The organism is Nonomuraea dietziae, from assembly GCF_014195505.1.
Classification (GTDB): Bacteria; Actinomycetota; Actinomycetes; order Streptosporangiales; family Streptosporangiaceae; genus Nonomuraea; species Nonomuraea roseola.
Map to the genome: position 1 here is coordinate 5,133,640 of NZ_JACIBV010000001.1, position 22,293 is coordinate 5,155,932.

Annotated in this window: 20 protein-coding genes; 3 read left to right on the forward strand and 17 right to left on the reverse strand. The window is 68.0% G+C overall.

Features of this window, described 5'->3' with window-relative positions; translation table 11 throughout:
- Positions 1-61: 61 nt before the first annotated feature.
- A complete protein-coding gene (locus FHR33_RS24415; RefSeq protein ID WP_183652008.1) occupies positions 62-748 on the forward strand; it encodes a response regulator transcription factor in 687 nt (228 codons plus the stop codon).
- Positions 745-2,538: a sensor histidine kinase gene (locus FHR33_RS24420; protein WP_183652012.1), complete on the forward strand. Its 1,794-nt coding sequence runs from the start codon at positions 745-747 to the stop codon at positions 2,536-2,538. Before FHR33_RS24415 ends, FHR33_RS24420 begins: the two co-directional genes overlap by 4 nt.
- Before the next feature lie 46 nt (positions 2,539-2,584).
- Here FHR33_RS24420 and FHR33_RS24425 read toward each other — a convergent pair whose 3' ends face one another.
- Complete coding sequence (locus FHR33_RS24425; RefSeq protein WP_183652014.1) at positions 2,585-3,556, reverse strand: DUF418 domain-containing protein; 972 nt, start codon at positions 3,554-3,556, stop codon at positions 2,585-2,587.
- A 627-nt stretch (positions 3,557-4,183) separates the two neighbouring features.
- Positions 4,184-4,837 (reverse strand): peptide-methionine (S)-S-oxide reductase MsrA, encoded by a 654-nt coding sequence (msrA, locus tag FHR33_RS24430; protein ID WP_183660263.1) that lies wholly within the window; start codon positions 4,835-4,837, stop codon positions 4,184-4,186.
- A 109-nt stretch (positions 4,838-4,946) separates the two neighbouring features.
- Here msrA and rarD point away from each other — a divergent pair, with 109 nt between their 5' ends.
- The gene (gene rarD / locus FHR33_RS24435; RefSeq protein ID WP_183652016.1) at positions 4,947-5,843 is read left to right on the forward strand and encodes an EamA family transporter RarD; all 897 of its coding nucleotides are present in this window, start codon (positions 4,947-4,949) and stop codon (positions 5,841-5,843) included.
- A 224-nt stretch (positions 5,844-6,067) separates the two neighbouring features.
- Here the strand turns inward: rarD and FHR33_RS24440 are convergent, their stop codons facing one another.
- From FHR33_RS24440 to FHR33_RS24510, 15 genes are all read right to left on the reverse strand, one after another.
- Complete coding sequence (locus tag FHR33_RS24440; RefSeq protein WP_183652020.1) at positions 6,068-7,057, reverse strand: polyprenyl synthetase family protein; 990 nt, start codon at positions 7,055-7,057, stop codon at positions 6,068-6,070.
- A gap of 9 nt (positions 7,058-7,066) precedes the next feature.
- Positions 7,067-8,569, reverse strand: a complete 1,503-nt coding sequence (gene nuoN / locus FHR33_RS24445) for an NADH-quinone oxidoreductase subunit NuoN (RefSeq protein ID WP_246453072.1) — start codon at positions 8,567-8,569, stop codon at positions 7,067-7,069.
- A 44-nt stretch (positions 8,570-8,613) separates the two neighbouring features.
- Positions 8,614-10,131, reverse strand: coding sequence for an NADH-quinone oxidoreductase subunit M (locus tag FHR33_RS24450; RefSeq protein ID WP_183652026.1), 1,518 nt, complete (start codon positions 10,129-10,131; stop codon positions 8,614-8,616).
- Complete coding sequence (gene nuoL / locus FHR33_RS24455; RefSeq protein ID WP_183660264.1) at positions 10,131-11,957, reverse strand: NADH-quinone oxidoreductase subunit L; 1,827 nt, start codon at positions 11,955-11,957, stop codon at positions 10,131-10,133. Before nuoL ends, FHR33_RS24450 begins: the two co-directional genes overlap by 1 nt.
- A gap of 66 nt (positions 11,958-12,023) precedes the next feature.
- Complete coding sequence (gene nuoK, locus FHR33_RS24460; protein ID WP_183652029.1) at positions 12,024-12,320, reverse strand: NADH-quinone oxidoreductase subunit NuoK; 297 nt, start codon at positions 12,318-12,320, stop codon at positions 12,024-12,026.
- Positions 12,317-13,150, reverse strand: coding sequence for an NADH-quinone oxidoreductase subunit J (locus FHR33_RS24465; RefSeq protein WP_183652032.1), 834 nt, complete (start codon positions 13,148-13,150; stop codon positions 12,317-12,319). Before FHR33_RS24465 ends, nuoK begins: the two co-directional genes overlap by 4 nt.
- Positions 13,143-13,658 carry an NADH-quinone oxidoreductase subunit NuoI gene (nuoI, locus tag FHR33_RS24470; RefSeq protein ID WP_183652035.1) on the reverse strand — a complete coding sequence of 172 codons (516 nt, stop codon included), beginning with the start codon at positions 13,656-13,658 and terminating at the stop codon, positions 13,143-13,145. The genes FHR33_RS24465 and nuoI overlap by 8 nt, the downstream gene beginning before the upstream one ends.
- A complete protein-coding gene (gene nuoH, locus FHR33_RS24475) occupies positions 13,645-14,985 on the reverse strand; it encodes an NADH-quinone oxidoreductase subunit NuoH (RefSeq protein ID WP_183652038.1) in 1,341 nt (446 codons plus the stop codon). Before nuoH ends, nuoI begins: the two co-directional genes overlap by 14 nt.
- Positions 14,982-17,354: an NADH-quinone oxidoreductase subunit G gene (locus FHR33_RS24480; RefSeq protein WP_183652041.1), complete on the reverse strand. Its 2,373-nt coding sequence runs from the start codon at positions 17,352-17,354 to the stop codon at positions 14,982-14,984. Before FHR33_RS24480 ends, nuoH begins: the two co-directional genes overlap by 4 nt.
- Positions 17,351-18,640, reverse strand: coding sequence for an NADH-quinone oxidoreductase subunit NuoF (nuoF, locus tag FHR33_RS24485; RefSeq protein WP_183652044.1), 1,290 nt, complete (start codon positions 18,638-18,640; stop codon positions 17,351-17,353). Before nuoF ends, FHR33_RS24480 begins: the two co-directional genes overlap by 4 nt.
- Positions 18,637-19,293, reverse strand: a complete 657-nt coding sequence (gene nuoE / locus FHR33_RS24490) for an NADH-quinone oxidoreductase subunit NuoE (RefSeq protein ID WP_183652047.1) — start codon at positions 19,291-19,293, stop codon at positions 18,637-18,639. Before nuoE ends, nuoF begins: the two co-directional genes overlap by 4 nt.
- Complete coding sequence (locus tag FHR33_RS24495; protein WP_183652049.1) at positions 19,290-20,615, reverse strand: NADH-quinone oxidoreductase subunit D; 1,326 nt, start codon at positions 20,613-20,615, stop codon at positions 19,290-19,292. The genes nuoE and FHR33_RS24495 overlap by 4 nt, the downstream gene beginning before the upstream one ends.
- Positions 20,616-20,661: 46 nt before the next feature.
- A complete protein-coding gene (locus FHR33_RS24500) occupies positions 20,662-21,339 on the reverse strand; it encodes an NADH-quinone oxidoreductase subunit C (protein WP_183652052.1) in 678 nt (225 codons plus the stop codon).
- On the reverse strand, positions 21,336-21,887 hold the full coding sequence (locus FHR33_RS24505; RefSeq protein ID WP_183652055.1) for a NuoB/complex I 20 kDa subunit family protein: 552 nt from the start codon (positions 21,885-21,887) through the stop codon (positions 21,336-21,338). Before FHR33_RS24505 ends, FHR33_RS24500 begins: the two co-directional genes overlap by 4 nt.
- Positions 21,888-21,890: 3 nt before the next feature.
- Entirely contained in the window at positions 21,891-22,250 is a 360-nt protein-coding gene (locus tag FHR33_RS24510) for an NADH-quinone oxidoreductase subunit A (protein WP_183652058.1), read from the reverse strand.
- Positions 22,251-22,293: the final 43 nt, after the last annotated feature.

The window sequence follows — 22,293 nt, forward strand, 5'->3', positions numbered from 1 at the left end:
AACCTGTTTGGTTGTCATGCGGATCCCATGTGCACCCATGAGATGGACATAGCCTCAGCCCATGTGCGCGTACGTGCTGGTCGCCGAGGACGATCCCAAGCAGGCCGAACTGCTCAGGCGGTATCTGGAGCGGGAGGGCCATGAGGTCCTCGTCGTGCACGACGGGCGTTCCGCGATCGACGAAGCGCGGCGGGCCGATCCCGACCTCGTGGTGCTCGACGTGATGATGCCGAAGGTCGACGGGTTGGACGTCTGCCGGGTGCTGCGTGCCGAGTCCGACCTGCCGATCCTGATGCTGACCGCCAGGTCCACCGAGGATGATCTGCTGTTGGGGCTCGACCTCGGTGCTGACGACTATGTCGCCAAGCCGTACAGCCCGCGTGCGCTGATGGCTCGCGTGCGGACCCTGCTGCGCCGTACCGGGAAGTCCCAGGACGCCGACCGGCAGGTGTTCCAGGCGGGCGACCTCCTCGTGGACCCGGTCAGGCACACCGTCACCGCGGCGGACACGCTGGTGGACTGCACGCTCGCGGAGTTCCGGATCATCGAGACGCTGGCTGCCGAGCCGGAGCGGGTGTTCACCAGAAAGCAGCTGCTGGAGCGCATCCACGGCTTCGACAGGTTCATCACCGAACGCACGGTCGACGTGCACGTGATGAACCTGCGCAAGAAGATCGAGCCTGATCCGCGCCGCCCGGTCCGGCTGCTGACCGTGTACGGCGTCGGCTACAAACTGACCAACGCATGAGGTCATTGTTCGTCAGGCTGCTCACGAGTTCGGCTGTCGTGGCGGTCTGCTCGATCACGGCGACCGCGTGGCTGGCTGCCAGCAGCACCTCCGGCGCCATCCAGCGCGAGCAGGGCCAGACACTGGCCAGCGACGCACGGATCAACAACAGCCTGCTCGGCTACGCCTCGCGCCATTCGGACTGGTCGGGCGTCGCACCCACCCTGCGCGATCTCGCCGCCCAGACCAGCCGCCGCATCGCGCTGACCACCGAGAACGGCGCCCTCATCGCGGACTCGGCGACCGCCGGGACCCCACTGCCCGCCAAGGTGTCGGCCGTCGTCGACCCGCTGGCCGTGGACGTGACCCTGGTGCCCGGGGCGGCCAGGGACCGCATCGATCCACGAGCGGTGGGCCCTTTCCTGCTGTCCGCCCGCGATCGCACCCGGCTGAAGAAGGCCGCCGACACCTATGCCGTCTGCGCGCGCCGCACCGGGCAGGCCGTACAGGTGAGCGTCTCGAACACCGGCAGGCCCCTCGTCACGACGCTCGGCCAGGAGGTCAGTCAAAAGCCGAGCCCGGTGCGCAGCCCGATGCCGGTCGCGACCCCCGTCGTGATGGGCGTCTGTGACGCGACCACCTTCAGCACGCCGACGCGCGCCGAGAAGGCCGCGTTGAAACAGCTCAACCTCCTGGTCAGCAGGTGCCTCAAGGGCAAGGGCGCGGAAAGGGGCTCGGTCGGACTCGACTTCACCTGGGTCTCCAAGGAGAAACCGCCGATGGCGCCGGTCGCCGAACCCGATCAGGTGATCTCCTCCTGCATCGTCAGGGCCCGCAAAGAACAACTCGATCCCTACGTCGCACCCGCGGCGTACCTGTACATCGGCTCCCCCGCCGAGGCCACCGGCCAGCGCATCCCGCTGCCCTCGATCGCCGGTGCCGCCCTCCTCGTGCTCGTGCTGACGGTGGGCGTGAGCGTCATGGCGGCCAGGCGCCTGGTCAGACCCGTCAACGCGCTCACCCACGCCGCGCAACGGATGCGTGACGGGGACAGCTCCGCCCGCGTCACGGTCAGGACCACCGGCGAGATCAGCGAGCTCGCCACGGCGTTCAACGAGATGTCGGAGCACCTCCAGCGCATGGAGGAGCAGCGCAAGGCCATGGTCAGCGACGTCTCCCACGAGCTGCGCACCCCGCTGAGCAACCTCAGGGGCTGGCTGGAGGCCGCCCAGGACGGCGTCGCCGAGCTGGACCCGGCGCTGATCGCCTCGCTGGTCGAGGAGATCCTGCTGCTGCAGCACATCGTCGACGACCTCCAGGAGCTCGCCCTCGCCGACGCGGGCAAGCTCCGTCTGCACGTCGAACCCGTCCACCTCGGCGACCTTCTCGACCAGGTGGCCACCGCTCACCGGGGCCGGGCCGAAGCCGCAGGGCTCACGCTGACCACCGAGGTGACCGATGACCCCCAGCTGACCGCGGATCCGGTACGGCTCCGCCAGGCCATCGGCAACCTGGTGACCAACTCCCTGCGCTACACGCCACGCGGCGGGCACATCACGCTGGGCGCCCGCCAGGATGGCGACCAGGTCGTCATCGAGGTGACCGACACGGGCATCGGGATCCGCGCCGAGTACCTTCCCCACGTCTTCGACCGGTTCTGGCGGGCCGAGAAGTCCCGCAACCGCCAGACCGGCGGCAGCGGGCTCGGGCTCGCCATCGTGCGCAACCTGGCCGAGGCGCACGGCGGCACAGCCACGGTCGCCAGCGTGCCAGGCGTCCGCACGACGTTCACCCTGCGCCTTCCGTCGTAGCGGAGCCCACGGTCAGCAAGCAGGTGTCGGCGTGCGCCTCCGGTAGTCAAGAGATCGTAGAAATGCGCAGGGATGAGCGGTGGGCCCAGGTGGCCCAGCGCCAGAGCCACTCGATGGGGCCCTGGCGGTGGCGGCGCAGCCAGAGGGTGGACAACAGCCACTGGGCCGCCAGGATGGCTCCCGCCGTCCAGGACGCCGCCGTCAAGGACTGACCGATCGGCAGGCCGAGGATGTGACTGGCCGCCAGAACGAGGAGTGTGGCGGTCAGATAATTGGTCAGTGCCATCCGGCCCAGGGGCGCGAAGACGAACTGCAGCGCCGGTCGCAGGGGCGTTCTGAGCAGGACCAGCATGCCGCACACGTACACACCGACGAGCAGTAGATCAGCAAGGCTGGACGTGGAAGACAGGTACGTCGTGGCCCCCACGGCCCGCATGCTGGCCTGCACCCACAGGGCAGAGGCCAGTCCCGCCGCGAAGACCAGGCCCAGCAGGAGCGGTCCTCGGGTGGACCGATCGATCTGCGCGATCACTCCGTAGCGGACCAGTGCCGAGCCCAGCAGGAACAACCCTGCGATCAGCAGAGGCCCGCCCCCGCTGAGGATCAGCGCCGCCGGGATGAGTACAGCGGCGAGGCCGGCCATGGCCCACCGGGGCAGCCAGGTCGAGGGCAGCAGCACCAGGATGCCGACGACGGCGTAGTCGGTCAGGATCTCGCCCGGCCATAGCAGCATGTGCACGAGGCCGATCGCGAGCAGCGCCCCCAGCCGGCGCAGCAGAGCCAGGCGTGGGCGGGGGACGCGGCTCGCGGCGGAGTCCAGCAGCAGCGCGAACCCGATGCCGAACAGCAGGGAGAAGATCGGCATTCCGAGCCAGGGGTCCCAGTCGCCCATGGGCTGCGTCACGACGGCGGAGCTGCCGGTGGCCATGAGCTGGATGTTGGCGAACAGGATCTCGCACAGCGCGAACCCGCGCAGGACGTCGAGCGCGACGATACGCGATCGGCCGGGCGAGGTCATCGCGGAGCCTCCCCTGCCGTCGCCTCGGCGCGGGTGCAGGGGACACCGGGAGCGCCGGCCATATCTCCGGCATTAAGTCCCGGAGCGTGATTCTTTAAGGGCATAGGGCCCGATTCTCCGGATGCGGCCCAGTGCGAACATCGACCGCAAGACGGGGCGCGCGATCTCCCGGCCGTACTTTCGGCCGATTCAGCGCACCCAGATGACCAGAGCATCCGCGGAGCCGCAGCGCGGCCAACGACCGCCCGCCGCGTGCCGGGTCGCCGCAGGCGTGCCGGCCTTGACCTTGTAGAGATTGTCGCCGGTGTTACTGCCTGTGACGCTCTTCCAGCGTTGCCCGGCCCAGGATCAGGCCTGTGATGTGCACTGATCGGGCCACGAAAGCTCGCGCCTCTCGACCACGGACCCGCCTGAGTACCCAACGAAGATCACGGGCGCATGAGCTCAAGATACGCCGTTGCTCCTCCGTGAGAACGCCACGCTGAGAGCCGACATACGAGGTCACGATGCCCGCCATGTAGGCATCCGCGAGCACGAAGTCCGAGAAGACGTCGTCCCCCATGCCAGGAAACGGCTGGCCGAGGTGCTCGGCCCAGAGGACCGAGACCTCGTTGAAGACCGCTCGGTTCACTCACCAGCAGGCGCGATGCCTACCGGGCAAGTGACCCCGGTCCCTCCAATCCCGCAGTAGCCGTTAGGAACCTTGTGGAGGTACTGCTGGTGATAATCCTCCGCGTAGTAGAACGGGCCTGCTGGGGCGATCTCTGTGGTGATGTCGCCGTACCCCGCCCCCTTCAGCACCTCCTGGTAGGAGTCGCGCGACGTCAGTGCCGCCTTCTCCTGCTCAGGTGAGTGGAAGTACACGGCTGAGCGGTACTGCGTCCCCGCGTCGTTGCCCTGGCGCATCCCCTGCGTAGGGTCGTGCGCCTCCCAGAACACGCGCAGCAGTTCCCCGTACGACACCTTCGCAGGGTCGAAGAAGACCCGTACGACCTCCGTGTGTCCCGTGCGCCCTGAACACACCTCCTCGTACGTCGGGTTGGGGGTGTAGCCGCCCTGGTAGCCCACAGCGGTCGACACCACGCCCGGCGTCTGCCAGAAGATGCGCTCGGCGCCCCAGAAACAGCCCATCCCGAAGTCCGCGATCTCTCCGTTCGCGCCCTCGAGGGGAGCGTCCAGGACCGCGTGGCGAGCGGGCACCGGCATCGGGGTCGGACGGCCCGGTAGAGCATCCGAGGGGTCCACCATCGATGACTTGTGCGTGCCGAACAGCCAGCCCATCATCCACCTCCTCCATCGACTCTACGCGACAACACTTAAGCGGCCCTACATCATCCCAGATAGCAATACGCATTTGTATTTAATGGAGTAAGGCGTAAAAATCGGTTACATGCCTGACCAACGTCGCGGAGTCCTCTACGGGGTGGCCGCCTACGTCCTGTGGGGACTCTTTCCGCTCTACTGGCCCCTGCTGAAGCCCTCGGGAGCGATCGAGATCCTCGCCCACCGCATGGCGTGGTCGCTGGTCGCCGTGGTGGCGATCCTGGCGGTGCGCAGGCACTGGTCGTGGTTCAGGCAGCTGACGCGCAGGCAGCTCGGACTGCTCGGGCTGGCGGCGATGCTCATCACGGTCAACTGGGGCACCTACATCTACGGCGTCAACTCGGGACACGTGGTGGAGTCGGCGCTCGGCTACTTCATCAACCCGTTGGTGAGCGTGCTGTTCGGGGTGATCCTGCTCAAGGAGCGGCTGCGGACCCTGCAGTGGGTCGCGGTGGGGTTCGGGACGCTGGCCGTACTCGTGCTGACCATCGACTACGGCCGGCTGCCGTGGATCGCGCTCACGCTCGCGATGAGCTTCGGCATCTACGGGCTGGTGAAGAAGAAGGCGAACGTCGGGGCCGCGGAGAGCCTGACGGTCGAGACGCTCGTGCTCCTGGCCCCCGCGCTGGCCTACCTCGTCTACCTGGAGCAGTCGGGCGGTTCGACGTTCGGCGACCACGGTCCGTGGCACGCGCTCCTGCTGGCGGGCGGCGGCGTGGTGACGGCGGTGCCGCTGCTGTTCTTCACGGCCAGCGCGATCAGGGTGCCGCTGACGACCATCGGCCTGCTGCAGTACATCGCCCCGATCCTGCAGTTCCTGGTGGGCGTCCTGATCGTGAAGGAGACCATGCCGCCGAGCCGGTGGGCGGGGTTCGCGATCGTGTGGCTGGCGCTGGCGGTCTTCACCTACGACAGCCTCCGCTCGGCGCGCGCCCGGCGCGCGGCCGAGCTGCAGCCGGCCTGACCGTCTCAGGGAGCCCCCGTACGGCAAGCCCCCCACGGCGCCCCCGTGGTCACAGGGTTCCCCCCACCGCGGGCGCGCCGCCCAGCAGAACTCCGGTCCCCGCCGTCACGGCGTCCGAAGAGGTCGTCACGGCGGGGCATCCAACGAAGCCGCCAGGGCATGGGGCATCCAGAGAAGTCGTCACGCCCCCCGGGGATGCCGTCACGGCACCCAGGGAGAAGGCGTCAGCCCGACCGCTCCACCACGTAGTCGCACAGCGACAGGAACGCCGACCTGGCCGGGATGTCAGGCAGCTCCGCCAGTTGGCTCCGAGCCCTGTTCACCCACGAGTCGAGCTCCTGCCTGGCCCGTGCCATCCCCTGGTCCGCCCTGAGCAGCTCCAGTGCCTCGTCCACGTCGGACTCCGCCACGGGCGCGCTCAGCAGCGAGCGCAGCCGTGAGGAGGGCGACGACTCCAGCGCGTAGAGCACGGGCAGCGTCCTGATGCCCTCACGCAGGTCGGTGCCGGGCGTCTTCCCCGACTCGGAGGAGGTGGAGGCGACGTCCAGCAGGTCGTCGCCGAGCTGCCAGGCCACGCCGATCGCCTCGCAGGCGTTGGAGAGCCGCTCCACGACGTCGGGGGAGGCCCCCGCCAGCAGCCCGCCGAAGCGGCCCGAGGTGGCGATGAGCGAGCCGGTCTTGTCGGCCAGGACCCTGATGTAGTGCGCCACGGGGTCGTCGCCGGCGGAGGGGCCGATCGTCTCGCGGATCTGCCCGCGCACGAGGCGGGAGAACGTCTGCGCCTGGATCTTGATGGCCTCGGCGCCGAGGTCGGCGAGGATCTCCGACGCCTGCGCGAACAGGAAGTCGCCGGTGAGGATCGCCACGGTGTTGTCCCACCTGGCGTTGGCGGAGGGCGAGCCCCTGCGGACCGGCGCCTCGTCCATGACGTCGTCATGGTAGAGCGTGGCCAGGTGGGTCAGCTCGATCACCACCGCGGCGGGCACGACGCCCGGCGCGGAGGGATCGCCGAACTGCGCGGCCAGCAGCACCATCATCGTCCTGAAGCGCTTGCCGCCCGCCTCGATCAGATGCTTGGACGCCTCCGTGACGAAGGCGTCCTCGCTCTCGACCGACGTGCGCAGCAGCTTTTCGACAGACGCGAGACCGCTGGCCAGGTCTTGCGCCAACCGCTCATCGTCGATGGGCAGATCAACAACCGGTGGCGCGGACATACATTCCCCTTAGCGGATAAACAAGGCAGAGGCAGCCTTGTCGGCGAGATCCAGGACAGGCTGCGGGAAAACCCCCAGCACTACCGTAACTGCTGCCGCAAGAGTGATAACAGCCGCGGTGGCCGCAGTGGGCACCGCGATGGTGGGACCGTCGGCCGCGGGCTCGCTGAAGAACATCAGCACGATCACGCGAACGTAGAAGAACGCGGCGATCGCCGAGGAGACCACACCGACGACGACCAGCGGCGTCGCGCCGTTGGCCACGGCGGCCGCGAAGACCGCGTACTTCCCGAAGAACCCGCTGGTGAGCGGGATTCCGGCGAAGGCCAGCAGGAAGAAGGCGAACACGCCCGCCAGCATCGGCGACCGTCTGCCGAGCCCGGCCCACCTCGACAGGTGAGTGGCCTCGCCGCCCGCGTCGCGCACCATCGTGACGACCGCGAAGGCGCCGACCGTGGTGATCCCGTAGACGAGCAGGTAGAACATGATCGCCGACAGCGAGGTGGCGTTGCCCTCGGCGTCGGGGCTGGTCGCGATCACGCCGATGAGCAGGAAGCCCGCGTGCGCGATCGAGGAGTAGGCCAGCATGCGCTTGATGTCGGTCTGGGTGATGGCCAGAACCGCACCGACGATCATGGTCAGGATCGCGACGCCCCACATGACCGGACGCCAGTCCCAGTCGAGGTTGCCCAGAGCCACCCAAAAGACCCTCAGGACGGCCCCGAAGGCCGCGACGAGGGTACCCGAGGCCATGAGGGCCGTGACGGGGGTCGGGGCGCCCTGGTAGACGTCAGGCTTCCACGCCTGGAACGGCGCGGCGCCGATCTTGAACAGCAGGCCGACGCCGAGCAGCCCCAGGCCGATCAGCAGCACCGTGTCCAGCCCGCCGACCGTGCCGAGCGCGTCGTTGATCTTCGACAGGTCGACGGAGCCGGCGAAGCCGTACACGAACGCCATGCCGTACAGGAAGAAGGCCGAGGAGAACGCGCCGAGCAGGAAGTACTTCATCGACGCCTCCTGCGACAGCAGGCGGCGACGGCGGGCGAGGCCGCACAGGAGGTACAGCGGCAGCGACATGACCTCGAGGCCGACGAACATCACCAGCAGGTCGTTCGACGAGGCGAACAGCAGCATGCCGCCGACCGCGAACAGGATCAGCGGGTAGACCTCGGTGTGCGCGCCACCAGAGATCTCCGCCTCCTCCTCGGCCGCGCTGCCCGGCACGGCCGCGGCCGAGGCCACGAAGTGCTCGTCGTCGATGACCAGCAGCACGCTCACGAAGGACAGGACGAGGATGACGCCCCAGAAGAACAGCGCGGGACCGTCCACCGCGACGGCGCCCATGGCCGCCGCCGTGGTCGGAACACCGCTGATCACCTGGAAGATGACCAGCACGAAGGCGCCGGCCGTGCTGAGCAGCGTCAGCGGCACGTGGATCGACTTGCGCAGGTAGCGCGGCGCGAACGCCTCGACCAACACGCCGATGACCGCCGCGCCGAAGATGACGAGCATCGGCGCGAGCGCGCCGTACTCGATCGTCGGCGCTTGGATGCCATTCACTGTCCGGCCCCCTTCTCGGCAATCGCCGGGGTGAACTTCTCCACCTGGACGGAGACCAGGGTGTGGTCCACGGCCGGGTTGATCACGTCAAGCAGCGGCTTGGGGTAGAAGCCGAGCCCGATGATCAGGGCGATCAGCGGGGCGACGACCCACAGCTCGCGGCCGTTGAGGTCCTTGAACTCCTTGACGGGCTCGGCCGTCGGACCGCCCGCGACGCGCTGGTACATCCACAGGATGTAGATGGCCGCCAGGACCACGCCGCTCGCGGAGATGATCGCGGGGACCATGTACCGCTCGGCGGTGCCGATCAGCACCATGAACTCGCTGACGAAGGACGACAGCCCGGGCAGGGCCAGACCGGAGAGGCCGGCGATGAGGAACACGCCCGCCAGCTTCGGTGTGACCTTCTGCACGCCTCCGTAGTCCTCGATGTGCGGCGAGCCGCGCCGCGCGATGAGGAACCCGGCGATCAGGAACAGCGCGCCGGTCGAGAAGCCGTGGTTGACCATGTAGAGCGTGGCGCCCGCGCCCGCGTCGTTCGTCATGGCGAACACGCCGAGGGCGATGAAGCCGAAGTGCGAGATCGAGGTGTAGGCGATCAGGCGCTTCATGTCCGTCTGTCCGATGGCCACGATCGCGCCGTAGATGATGCCGACCACCGACAGCACGATCACCAGCGGCGTGAAGAACTTCGACGCGTCAGGGAACAGCTCCAGGCAGAAGCGGAGCATGCCGTACGTGCCGACCTTGTCCAGCACACCGACCAGCAGCACGGCCGCGCCCGCGGGAGCCTGGGCGGCCGCGTCGGGCAGCCAGGTGTGGAACGGCCACAGCGGCGCCTTCACCGCGAACGCGAAGAAGAAGCCGGCGAACAGCCACTTCTGCGTGGTCGGGTCCTGGATGGCCCCGATCAGCTCGGGGAACATGAAGGTGTTCTTGCCCGCGACCACGTAGAGGCCGATGACCGCGACCAGCATGAGCAGGCCGCCGAACAGCGAGTAGAGCAGGAACTTGACGGCCGCGTAGGACCGCTGGGCGCCGCCGTACGACCCGATCATGAAGTACATCGGGATCAGCATGGCTTCGAAGAAGACGTAGAAGAGGAAGATGTCGGTCGCCGCGAAGACGCCGATCATCATGGCCTCGAGCACCAGCAGCAGCGCGAAGTACGTCTTCACCGAGCGCTTGGCGCTCGGCGCGTCGGCGTCGTGCCACGAGGCCAGCACCACGATCGGCACCAGCACGGCGGACAGCGCGATCAGCACCAGGGCGATGCCGTCGACGCCGACGCCGTAGTGGACGCCGAAGCGCGGGATCCACTCGTAGGTCTCGACGAACTGGAAGCGGTCACCCTTCGGGCTGAACTGCACCGCCATCGCGATGGTCAGCGCCAGCACCACGACGGAGACGGCCAACGTGAGCTGCTTGGCCAGCTTGTCGTTGCCCTTCGGCGTGAGGGCCACCAGGACGGCGCCCACCACGGGCACCGCCATCAGGATCGTAAGCCAGGGCATCACAGGTTCCCTACGAGGAGCAGAGCGCCCGCCAGTACGGCAGCGCCGAAGAGGATGGACAACGCGTACGTCCGCGCGAAGCCCGTCTGGAGGCGGCGAAGCCGTCCCGACGAGCCGCCGATCGTCGCAGCCAGCCCGTTGACCAGGCCGTCGATGCCGCGGTTGTCGAAGAACACCGCGATGCGGGTGAGCCACTGACCGGGGCGCATGAGCAGCGCCTCGTTGAGGGCGTCGCCGTACAGGTCACGCCGCGCGAAGACGGTGACGAACGAGCCACGAGGAGCGACCTCGGGGACCTCCGCCTTGCCGTACTTGAACCACGCGAGCACGGCGCCAACGGCCACCAGCGCCAGCGTCGCGAGTCCCGCGACGCTGTTCCAGTGGAAGACGGGCAGTTCCTCCGGCCGGCCGACAGCGGGGGCGAGGAAGAGCATCAGCCTGTTGCTCAGCACAAGGTAGCCACCGAGGAAGATCGAGCCGATCGACAGGATGATCAGCGGGACCGTCATGACGGCGGGCGACTCGTGCGGGTGCGCCTCGGAGTCCCAGCGACGCTTGCCGAAGAAGGTCATGAAGACCATCCGCGACATGTAGAAGCCGGTGAGGCCCGCGCCGGCGACGGCGAGCCAGCCGAGGATCTGGTTGTGGTGCATCGCGGTCTCGATGATGCCGTCCTTGGTGAAGTAACCGGACAGCAGCGGGAAACCGATGATCGCCAGATAGCCGATGATGAAGGTCACCGCGGTCACCTTCATCACGGAGAACAGGCCGCCGTACTTCCTCATGTTCACCTCGTCGTTCATGCCGTGCATGACCGATCCGGCGCCGAGGAACATGTTGGCCTTGAAGAAGCCGTGCGTGATCAGGTGGCCGATCGCGAACGCGTAGCCGGCGGGGCCGAGGCCCGCGCCGAGCATCATGTAGCCGATCTGCGACATCGTCGAGCCGGCCAGGCCCTTCTTGATGTCGTCCTTCGCACAACCGATGATCGCACCGGCCAGCAGCGTCGCGACGCCGACGATGGTGACGACCAGCTGCGCGGTGGGCGCGCCCTCGAAGATGAAGCCGGAGCGGACCACCAGGTAGACACCGGCGGTGACCATGGTCGCGGCGTGGATGAGGGCCGAGACCGGGGTCGGGCCCTCCATCGCGTCCAGGAGCCACGACTGCAGCGGCAGCTGGGCCGACTTGCCGCAGGCACCGAGCAGGAGCAGCAGGCCGATCGCGGTCAGCGTGCCCTGCGAGGCCTCGCCGACCTTGCCGGAGATGTCACCGAAGGCGAGCGAGCCGAACGTGGTCCACATCAGGAAGATGCCGACCAGCAGGCCGAAGTCGCCGACACGGTTGACGATGAAGGCCTTCTTGGCCGCGGCGGCCGCCGTGGGCTTGAACTGCCAGAAGCCGATCAGCAGGTAGGAGGCGAGACCGACGCCCTCCCAGCCGATGAACAGTCCGACGTAGTTCGACGACAGCACCAGCAGCAGCATGGCCGCGACGAACAGGTTCAGGTAGGCGAAGAACCTGCGACGGTCGGGGTCGTGCGACATGTAGCCGATCGAGTAGATGTGGATCAGTGAACCCACACCGGTGATCAGCAGGCAGAAGCTGATGGACAACGGGTCGACCAGCAGGCTGATGTCGGCGATGCCGGGAATGAAGTCGAAAAGGCGGATGCTGTAACGACCACCAGCGAGCTGGAGGAAGGCGAGCACCGCGACGACGAACGAACCCAGTGACATCAGGACACCGAGGTAGTGCCCCCATGCGTTGGTACGGCGCCCGCCGAGCAGGAGGATCGCCGCGCCCAAGAGGGGCAGTGCGATCATCAGCCAGGAGGCCCCGATCACTCCACCGGAGTGCGGGATGATCTCAGCCGGTTCCACTGTCACCTCTTAGTACTTCAGCAGGTTGGCATCGTCCACGGATGCCGACCTGCGGGTTCGGAAGATCGTCACGATGATGGCCAGACCGATCACGACTTCCGCGGCGGCCACGACCATCACGAAGAACGCGATGATCTGACCGTCGAGGTTGCCGTGCATCCTGGCGAAGGTGACGAACGCGAGGTTGCAGGCGTTGAGCATGAGCTCGACGCACATGAAGACCACGATCGCGTTGCGCCTGATCAGCACGCCGAGCGCGCCGATCGCGAAGAGCAGGGCCGACAGGACCAGGTACTCGGTGGTCACTTGGTCACCTCGGCCTGCGAGTCGGTTTCCTGCGACGAAGCCTGCTCGTGCCTGTGGCTCCGCTCGGTCACGGGCTCCTCCTCGACCGCGTGCTTGAGCGCCTCGGCGAGCTTGGGGTCATCGGGCAGGTGGCCCCGCTCGACGTCGTAGCGCGCGATGTGGCGGTTGACCGACAGCTCGGAGACCGAGCCGTCGGGCAGCAGCGCGGGCATGTCGATGGCGTTGTTCCTGGCGTACGTGCCCGGTGCCGGCAGCGGCGAGGGGTCGCCCTCGGCGAAGCGGGCGCGAGCCATGTCCTTCTGCGTGGCCTTCGGCTCGAGCCGCTCGCGGTGCGCCAGCACCATCGCGCCGAGCGCGGCGGTGATGAGCAGCGCGGAGGTGACCTCGAAGGCGAACACGTAGCGGGTGAACACCAGCCTCGCCAGCGCCTGGACGTTGCCGCCCGCCTGCTCGGTGGCGGCGGCCAGCCCCGCGGGCTCGGGCACGAACAGCGCGTTGCCGATGGCCAGGATCACCAGGACGGCGAAGCCGATCCCGGCGAGGCCCGCCCAGACGCGCTGCCCTCTCAGGGTCTCGACCAGCGAGTCGGCCGAGTCGACGCCCACCAGCATGAGCACGAACAGGAAGAGCATCATGATCGCGCCGGTGTAGACGATGATCTGCACCGCGGCGAGGAAGGGCGCCTCCTGCACGGCGTAGAGCACCGCGAGGCACAGCATGACGCCGCCGAGGAGGAGCGCCGAGTAGACCGCCTTGCGGCTGAAGATCATTCCGAGCGCCGCGCCGACGGAGACGACGGCGAGCACCCAGAACGTAATGGTCTCACCCATTATCGCGCCCCAAGCGGTAGTAGTCCTCTTCGGTGTCGCCGAGCCGCATGGGGTGCGGAGGCTGCTCCATGCCCTGGGTGAGCGGCGCGAGGAGCATCTCCTTGGTGTAGATGAGGCTCTCTCGGCTGGAGTCGGCGAGCTCGTACTCGTTGGTCATCGTGAGCGCCCTGGTCGGGCACGCCTCGATGCACAGACCGCACAGGATGCACCGCAGATAGTTGATCTGGTAGGTGCGTCCGTAGCGCTCGCCGGGCGAGAACCGCTCGTCCTCGGTGTTGTCCGCGCCCTCGACGAAGATCGCGTCCGCGGGGCACGCCCATGCGCACAGCTCGCAGCCGACGCACTTCTCCAGGCCGTCGGGCCACCTGTTCAGCTGGTGACGACCGTGGAAGCGAGGAGCCGTCGGCTTCTTCTCCTCCGGATAGTTCGTCGTGACCGGCTTCTTGAACATCGTGTGAAAGGTCACGCCGAACCCCTTCACGGGGTTCAGAAAATCAGTTAGTCCCACTGGGAACCTCCTTGCGCTCCACCCCGTGGTAGTGCGGCAGGTCAAGCGGCGGCACAGGGAAGCCACCGGCCGTCGGCTCGGCGGCGAGCTGCTCGAACTCGGCGGCGACCTTTGCCTTCTCCGCATCCTTGCGGCGCTGGTTCACGGTGTCGAAGCGCCACCAGATGGCGAAGGCTCCGACGATGACGATCGCTCCGATGATCATCACTGGCGTCTTGTCGACGGCGCCGGTCTCGTCCCTCATCAGCTTGACGGTGGCGACGAGCATGATCCACGCCAGGTTCAGCGGGATCAGCACCTTCCAGCCCAGCGCCATCAGCTGGTCGTAACGCACTCGCGGAAGCGAGGCGCGGACCCAGACGACGAAGGAGAAGACCAGGATGAACTTGATGAGGAACCACAGGAACGGCCACCAGCCGGTGTTCGCGCCGTCCCAGAGCGAGATCGGCCACGGTGCCCGCCAGCCGCCGAGGAACAGCGTGATCGCCATCGCCGAGGCGGTGAACGTGTGCAGGTACTCGCCCATCATGATCAGCGCGAACTTCAGCGACGAGGAGTACTCGGTCTGGAAGCCGCCGACCAGCTCGCCCTCACCCTCGGGCAGGTCGAACGGGATGCGGGCGGCCTCACCGAAGGCGCAGACCACGTAGATCAGGAAGGACGGCAGCAGCAGGATCACGTACCAGGAGGGCATCGGGATCCCGAAAAACTCCCCTCCCGAGGCCTGGGCCGCCACGATCTCCGAGGTGGACAGCGTGCCCGCGAACAGGAAGACCGCCACGAACGACAGACCCATCGCGATCTCGTAGGAGACCACCTGGGCCGCCGACCGCAGACCGCCGAGCAGCGCGTACGGCGAGCGGGACGACCATCCGGCCAGCACCACACCGTAGACCGACACGGCGCCCATCGCCAGCATGAACAGCACCGCGACCGGCAGGTCGACCAGCTGCAGCGGCGTCTGCACGCCGAACATGTTCACCATGGGGCCGAACGGCGTGATCGAGAAGGCCAGGAAGGCCGGGATCACCATGATGACCGGGGCCAGCAGGTAGAGCACCTTGTCCACGGTGTTGGGAAAGATGTCTTCCTTGAGGCCCATCTTGATGCCGTCGGCCACCGACTGCAGCAGGCCGAACTTGCCCGCCCTGTTGGGGCCGTAGCGGTTCTGCATGCGGGAGATCAGCTTGCGCTCGTACCAGACGCCGAACAGGATGCCGAGCATCAGGAAGGCGAAGACGCCGACCGCCTTGATGATGGTGATCCAGAGCGGGTCCTTGCCGAAGTCGGCAAGGGTCGGATCGACCGCGAGGACTGGCAGGCTCATGAAGCACTCCCGATCTTGACGATGTCGCCGGCCACCGCGCGCAGGTCGCGCGAGACCGAGCTGCCTGCGGAGTTCGCCGGCACCCAGACCACCCGGTCGGGCAGGTCGGCGACGCGCACGGGCAGTGACACCGTCTCACCGATAACGATCTTGTCGCCGTCGACCACGCCGATCTCGGCGGCGGTGCTCTCCGACAGCAGCGCCTCGACGGCGCGAGCGGTGCCCGCGAGGTACGGCTCGCCGTCCTGCAGCCTGCCCGCGTCGAGGAGCTGGTGCCAGGTGGCCAGCACGGCCTCGCCCTGCTGGGGCGAGCCCTGGGCCCTGGCGTTGACGTTCGGCGCCGAGACCCGCGTGCCGCGCCAGGCGCCGAGAGCGCCGAGCTCCCTGCGGACCGAAGCGGCGTCCGGCAGGCCGAGGTGCACGTCCATGTGGTCGGCGATGGCGCCGATCACGCCGAGGTCACTCATGAGACCGGGGACCCTGAGCGCGCGCTCGAACGAGCGGCCCCTACCCTCCCAGTTCACGAACGTCCCCGCCTTCTCGGCCACCGCGGCGACCGGCAGGACCACATCGGCCCTGTCGGTGACCGCGCTGGCGCGGATCTCCAGGCTGACGATGAACGGCGTGTTCTCCAGCGCGGTCAGCGCCGCCTCGGGGTCGGCGAGGTCGTGCGGGTCGACGCCCGCGACGAGCAGCGCGTCGAGCTCCTCGTTCAGCGCCGCGGCGAGCATCGCGTCGGTGCCGCGACCGGGGGCGGCCGGCAGGGAGCCGACGTTCCACGCTCGGGCGACCTCGGCCCTCGCCGACTCGTCCTCGACCGGGCGGCCGATGGGCAGCAGGTTGGGAAGCGCGCCCGCCTCGACGGCTCCGCGCTCGCCCGCCCTGCGCGGGATCCAGGCCAGCTTCGCGCCGGAGGCGGCGCTCAGCCGTACCAGCGCCGACAGGGCGCCGGGGACGGCGGCCAGCCGCTCGCCCGCCAGGATGATCGTGCCCTCGGCCACGGAGCCGAGCTCGTCGAGCGCGTCGGCCTCGCCGCCCGGCGTGGTCCTGATGAGCGTGCCGCCCATCTTGGCCAGGCCCTCGGTGGCGAACGGGGCGATCGAGGTGACCTTGAGGCCCTTCTTCCTCCACGCCTTGCGCAGGCGCAGGAAGACGATGGGCGACTCCTCGTCGGGCTCGAACCCGACCAGCAGGACGGCGGGCGCCTGCTCGAGGTCGGTGTAGGAGATCTCGATGCCCTTGCCGGCGACCGCGTGCGCCAGGAACTGGGCCTCCTCGGCCGAGTGGGGCCTGGCGCGGAAGTCGACATCGTTGGTGCCGAGCGCGACGCGGGCGAACTTGGCGTAGGCGTAGGCGTCCTCGACGGTCACCCTGCCGCCGACCAGCACGCCCGCCTTGCCTCGCGCCTTGGCCAGACCGGCGGCCGCGACGGCGAGCGCCTCAGGCCACGACGCGGGGACCAGCAGGCCCTCCTCGTTGCGGACCAGCGGCGTCTTGAGCCGGTCGGGCTGCGTGGCGTAGGTGAAGGCGAAGCGGCCCTTGTCGCAGTTCCACTCCTCGTTGACCTGCATGTCCATGCCGGCCAGACGACGGGTGACCTTGCCGCGGCGGTGGTCGGTGCGCAGGGCGCAACCGGACGCGCAGTGCTCGCAGGCGCTCGGGGTGGAGACCAGGTCGAACGGGCGGGCGCGGAAGCGGTAGGCACCGCTGGTCAGCGCGCCGACCGGGCAGATCTGGATCGTGTTGCCCGAGAAGTAGGAGTCGAACGGCTTGCCGTCGGCGACACCCACCTGCTCCTTGGCCCCGCGCTCGAAGAAGTCGATGAGCGGGTCGCCCGCGATCTCGTCGGAGAAGCGGATGCACCGCGCGCACTGCACGCAGCGCTCACGGTCGAGCAGGACCTGCGTCGACAGCGGCAGCGGCTTGGGGAAGGTGCGCTTGTGCTCGTGGAAGCGCGACTCGCCCTGCCCGTTGGACATCGCCTGGTTCTGCAGGGGGCACTCGCCGCCCTTGTCGCAGACCGGGCAGTCCAGCGGGTGGTTCATGAGCAGCAGCTCCATCGCGCCGCGCTGCGCCTTCTCGGCCACCGGCGAGGTGAGCTGGGTCTGCACGACCATGCCCTGGGCGACCTCGATCGCGCACGACGGCTGCGGCTTGGGGAAGCCGCGGCCGTTGCCCGCGTCGGGGATGTCGACCAGGCACTGGCGGCAGTTGGCGGCGGGGTCGAGCAGCGGGTGGTCGCAGAACCTGGGGATCTGGATGCCCAGCAGCTCGGCCGCTCTGATGATCAGCGTGCCCTTGGGCACGGAGATCTGGAAGCCGTCGATCGTGAGGGTGACGACCTGGGTCTCTACGGCTGTCGTTGTCACTTGTCACCCCACACGGTGGACTTCTTGTGGTCGAACGGGCAGCCGCCGACCTCGAAGTGCTTGAGGTACTCGTCGCGGAAGTACTTCACCGACGAGTGGATCGGGCTGGTGGCGCCGTCGCCCAGGGCGCAGAAGGAGCGGCCCAGGATGTTGTCGGCGATGTCGGTGATCAGCGAGAGGTCGTCCTCGGTGCCCTGGCCGGCCTCCAGGCGCTTGAGCACCTGCTTGAGCCAGTAGGTGCCCTCACGGCACGGCGTGCACTTGCCGCACGACTCGTGGGCGTAGAACTCGGTCCAGCGCAGCACCGTACGGACCACGCAGGTGGTCTCGTCGAAGATCTGCAGCGCCCGGGTGCCGAGCATCGAGCCCTTCGCGCCGACCGCCTCGAAGTCGAGGGGGACGTCGAGGTGCTCGTCGGTGAAGATCGGCGTGGAGGAGCCGCCAGGGGTCCAGAACTTGATCTGGTGCCCCTCGCGGATGCCGCCCGCCATGTCGAGCAGCTCGCGCAGCGTGATGCCGAGCGGGGCCTCGTACTGGCCCGGCCGGGTGACGTGGCCGCTCAGCGAGAAGATGCCGAAGCCCTTGGACTTCTCGGTCCCCATCGAGGCGAACCAGTCGGCGCCGTTCGCGATGATCGAGGGAACACTGGCCACGGACTCCACGTTGTTCACCACAGTGGGCGACGCGTACAGGCCCGCCACGGCTGGGAACGGAGGCTTGAGGCGCGGTTGACCCCTGAAACCCTCCAGCGAGTCGAGCAGCGCCGTCTCCTCGCCGCAGATGTAGGCGCCCGCGCCGCTGTGGACGACCAGCTCCAGGTCGTAACCGGAGCCGAAGAGGTCCTTGCCGAGGTAGCCCTTCTCGTACGCCTCGCGCACGGCCGCGTGCAGCCGGCGGATGACGTGCAGCACCTCGCCGCGCACGTAGATGAAGGCGTGGTTGGCGCGGATGGCGTAGGAGGTGATGATGATGCCCTCGACCAGCGAGTGCGGGTTGGCCATCATCAGCGGGATGTCCTTGCAGGTGCCGGGCTCCGACTCGTCGGCGTTGACGACGAGGTAGTGCGGCTTGCCGTCGCCCTGCGGGATGAAGCCCCACTTCATGCCGGTGGGGAAGCCCGCGCCGCCTCGGCCGCGCAGACCGGAGTCCTTGACGGCCTGGATCACCGCGTCGGGGTCCATGCCGAGCGCCTTCTTCGCCGCGTCGTAGGGCCCGTAGCCCTCCAGCGTGAAGGAGTTGGCCTGGTCCCAGTTCGCGGTGAGGACCGGAGTAAGGGTGGTGCTCATGCCTCGGGGGCCTTCCATCCGTTGGCCTTGGCGACCTTCAGGCCCTCGAGCGAGGGACCTGCCGCCGACGGGCCGTCACCGGCCAGGTCGTCGGGCAGGCCCGAGAGCACCCGCGAGGCCTCCTTGAAGGTGCAGAGCTTCTTCGGGCCGCGCGTGGGCGAGACGCTCTTGCCGTCGCGCAGGTCGTCGACGAGCTGCTTGGCCGACTCGGGCGTCTGGTTGTCGAAGAACTCCCAGTTGACCATCATCACGGGCGCGAAGTCGCAGGCGGCGTTGCACTCGAGACGCTCGAGCGACACCTTGCCGTCGGGGGTCGTCTCGTCGTGGCCGACGCCGACGTGCTCCGACAGCTCCTCCCAGATCTGGTCGCCGCCCAGCACGGCGCACAGCGAGTTGATGCAGACGCCTACGTGGTAGTCGCCCATCGGCTTGCGCTTGTACATGGTGTAGAAGGTCGCGACACCGGTGACCTCGGCCTTGCTCAGGCCGAGCATCTCCGCGCAGAACTCCTGTCCGTGCTCGGAGACGTAACCGTCCTCCGACTGCACCAGATGCAGCAGCGGCAGCAGAGCCGAGCGCGTCTTCGGGTAGCGCCCGATGATCTCCTTGGCGTCTCTCTCGAGACGCTCCCGGACGTCCGGCGAGTAACTCACCGGTCAACACCTCCCATGACCGGGTCGATGGATGCCACAGCCGCGATGACGTCGGCGACCTGGCCACCCTCGCAGGTTGCCGGTACGGCCTGCAGGTTCGTGAAGGACGGCTCGCGGAAGTGGACGCGGTACGGGCGGGTGCCGCCGTCGCTGACCACGTGCGCGCCGAGCTCGCCGCGGGGGGACTCCACCGCCGCGTACGCCTGGCCTGCCGGGACCCTGAAGCCCTCGGTGACCAGCTTGAAGTGGTGGATCAGCGCTTCCATGGAGCTGCCCATGATGTGCGCGATGTGGTCGGGCGAGTTGCCGAAGCCGTCAGGGCCCAGCGCGAGCTGCGCGGGCCAGCCGATCTTCTTGTCCTCGATCATGACCGGCTTGTTCTTCAGCGGTCCCGCGATGCGGTCGAGGGCCTGCTCAATGATCTTGAGCGACTCCTCCATCTCCTGCATGCGGACGAGGTAGCGACCGTAGACGTCGCAGCTCTGCTGCGTGGCGACGTCGAAGTCGTAGGTCTCGTAGCCGCAGTAGGGCTGCGACTTGCGCAGGTCCCACGGCAGTCCGGCGGCCCGCAGCATGGGGCCGGTGATGCCGAGCGCCATGCAGCCGGTCAGGTCGAGGTAGGCCACGTCCTTGGTGCGACGGGTGTAGACCGGGTTCTCGTCGAGCAGCTTGCGGGTGTCCCTGATGCGCTTGGGCATCTCCTTGAGGAACTCGCCGACCTTGTCGACCGTGCCCGCCGGCAGGTCGACGCTGACGCCGCCCGGCCTGACGTAGGCCATGTTCATCCGCAGACCCGTGATGTACTCGAACAGGTCCATGATCATTTCACGGTCGCGGTAGCCGAAGAGGAACGGCGTGGTCGCGCCCAGCTCCATGCCGAACGTGCCCATCGCGACCAGGTGCGAGGAGATCCGGTTGAGCTCCATCATCATGACGCGGATGGCCTGCGCCCGCTCGGGGATGCGGTCCTCGATGCCGAGCAGCCTCTCCACGCCCATGCAGTACGCGGTCTCGTTGAACAGCGGCGCGAGGTAGTCCATGCGGGTGACGAACGTGGTCCCCTGGGTCCACGTCCGGTACTCCATGTTCTTCTCGATGCCGGTGTGCAGGTAGCCGATGCCGGTACGGGCCTCGGTGACCGACTCGCCGTCGAGGGTGAGGATCAACCTGAGCACGCCGTGCGTGGAAGGGTGCTGCGGGCCCATGTTGATGACCAGGCGCTCGTCCTCGGAGTCGCGCACCGCGCCGACGACGTCGTCCCAGTCGGCGCCGTTGACCGAGTAGACCTTGCCCTCGGTCGCCTCGTCATATCCGGTGCTCACGCGTACTCCTCGCTTCGCTCGTCAACGCTCAGCTCGTCAAACTCGCTCACGCGTAAGACCTCCTGTTGTCCGGGGAGGGAACCTCGGCGCCGCGGTACTCGACGGGGATGCCGCCGAGCGGGTAGTCCTTGCGCTGCGGGTGACCGTCCCAGTCGTCCGGCATCATGATCCTGGTCAGCGCGGGGTGACCGTCGAAGATGATCCCGAAGAAGTCGTACGTCTCGCGCTCGTGCCAGTTGTGCGTCGGGTAGACGCCGACCGTCGAGGGGATGTGCGGGTCGGAGTCGGGCGCGCTCACCTCGACGCGGATGCGCCTGTTGTGCGTGATGGAGCACAGGTGGATGACCGCGTGCAGTTCCTCGCCCGCCAGGTGCGGGTAGTGGACGCCGCTCACGCCCAGGCTGAGCTCGAAGCGCAGCTCGGGCTCGTCGCGCAGGCGCTGGCAGATCTCGACCAGCTTCTCGCGCTTCACGTGAAGGGTCAGCTCGCCGCGGTCGACGACCACGCGCTCGACGCCGTCCTCGACGAAGGACTCGAGCTTGTCGACGACCTCGTCGAAGTAGCCGCCGTAGGGGCGGGGGGTCGACAGGCGGGGCGCCCGCCGTACGACGAGGCCGGCGTAGCCGGAGGTGTCGCCGGTGCCACTGGCGCCGAACATGCCCTGGCGGGCCACCGGCTCCTCGGGCACCTGCTCCTTGGGCACCTCGGGGAGGTTCTCGCTCACTTGGAGGCCTCCTGGTCGATCAGGGGCAGCGTGCGGAGCGCCTGCAGCTCGAGCTCCTCGATCTGCTTGGCACGGTGCGCGCCGAACTTCATGTTCTGGATCTTGTCGTGCAGCTTCACGATCGAGTCGATCAGCATCTCGGGCCGCGGGGGGCACCCCGGCAGGTAGATGTCGACGGGCACGATGTGGTCGACGCCCTGCACGATGGCGTAGTTGTTGAACATGCCGCCGCTGGAGGCGCACACGCCCATCGCGATGACCCACTTGGGCTCGGCCATCTGGTCGTAGATCTGGCGCAGCACCGGCGCCATCTTCTGCGAGACGCGGCCGGCGACGATCATCAGGTCGGCCTGGCGAGGAGACGCCGAAGCGCGCTCCATGCCGAAGCGCGCCAGGTCGTAGTGCGATGCACCGGTTGCCATCAGTTCGATCGCGCAACAGGCGAGGCCGAACGTGGCCGGCCACACGGAGTTCTTCCTGGCCCACCCGGCGGCCGCTTCGACCGTGCTGAGGATGAACCCGCTCGGGAGTTTCTCTTCAAGTCCCATTATCTAGTCCCAGTCCAGACCCTTGCGGCGCCACACGTAGGCATAGGCCACGAGCACGGTGACGATGAACAGCACCATCTCGACCAGCCCGAAGACCCCGAGCATGTCGAACGACACGGCCCACGGGTACAGGAAGATGATCTCGATGTCGAACACGATGAAGAGCATCGCGGTGATCATGTACTTCAGCGGGAAGCGTCCGCCACCGACAGGCTGGGGCGTCGGCTCGATGCCGCACTCGTAGGCGTCGAGCTTCGCGCGGTTCCAGCGCTTGGGACCGGTGAACGGGGCGATCGCCACCGAGAAGAGCGCGAAGCCCCCCGCGACAATGGCGAGCACCAGGATGGGCACATAAAGATCCATCGCTACGCCTCCTCTCCCATCTCCACGCGCGCGAGCGCGCGGA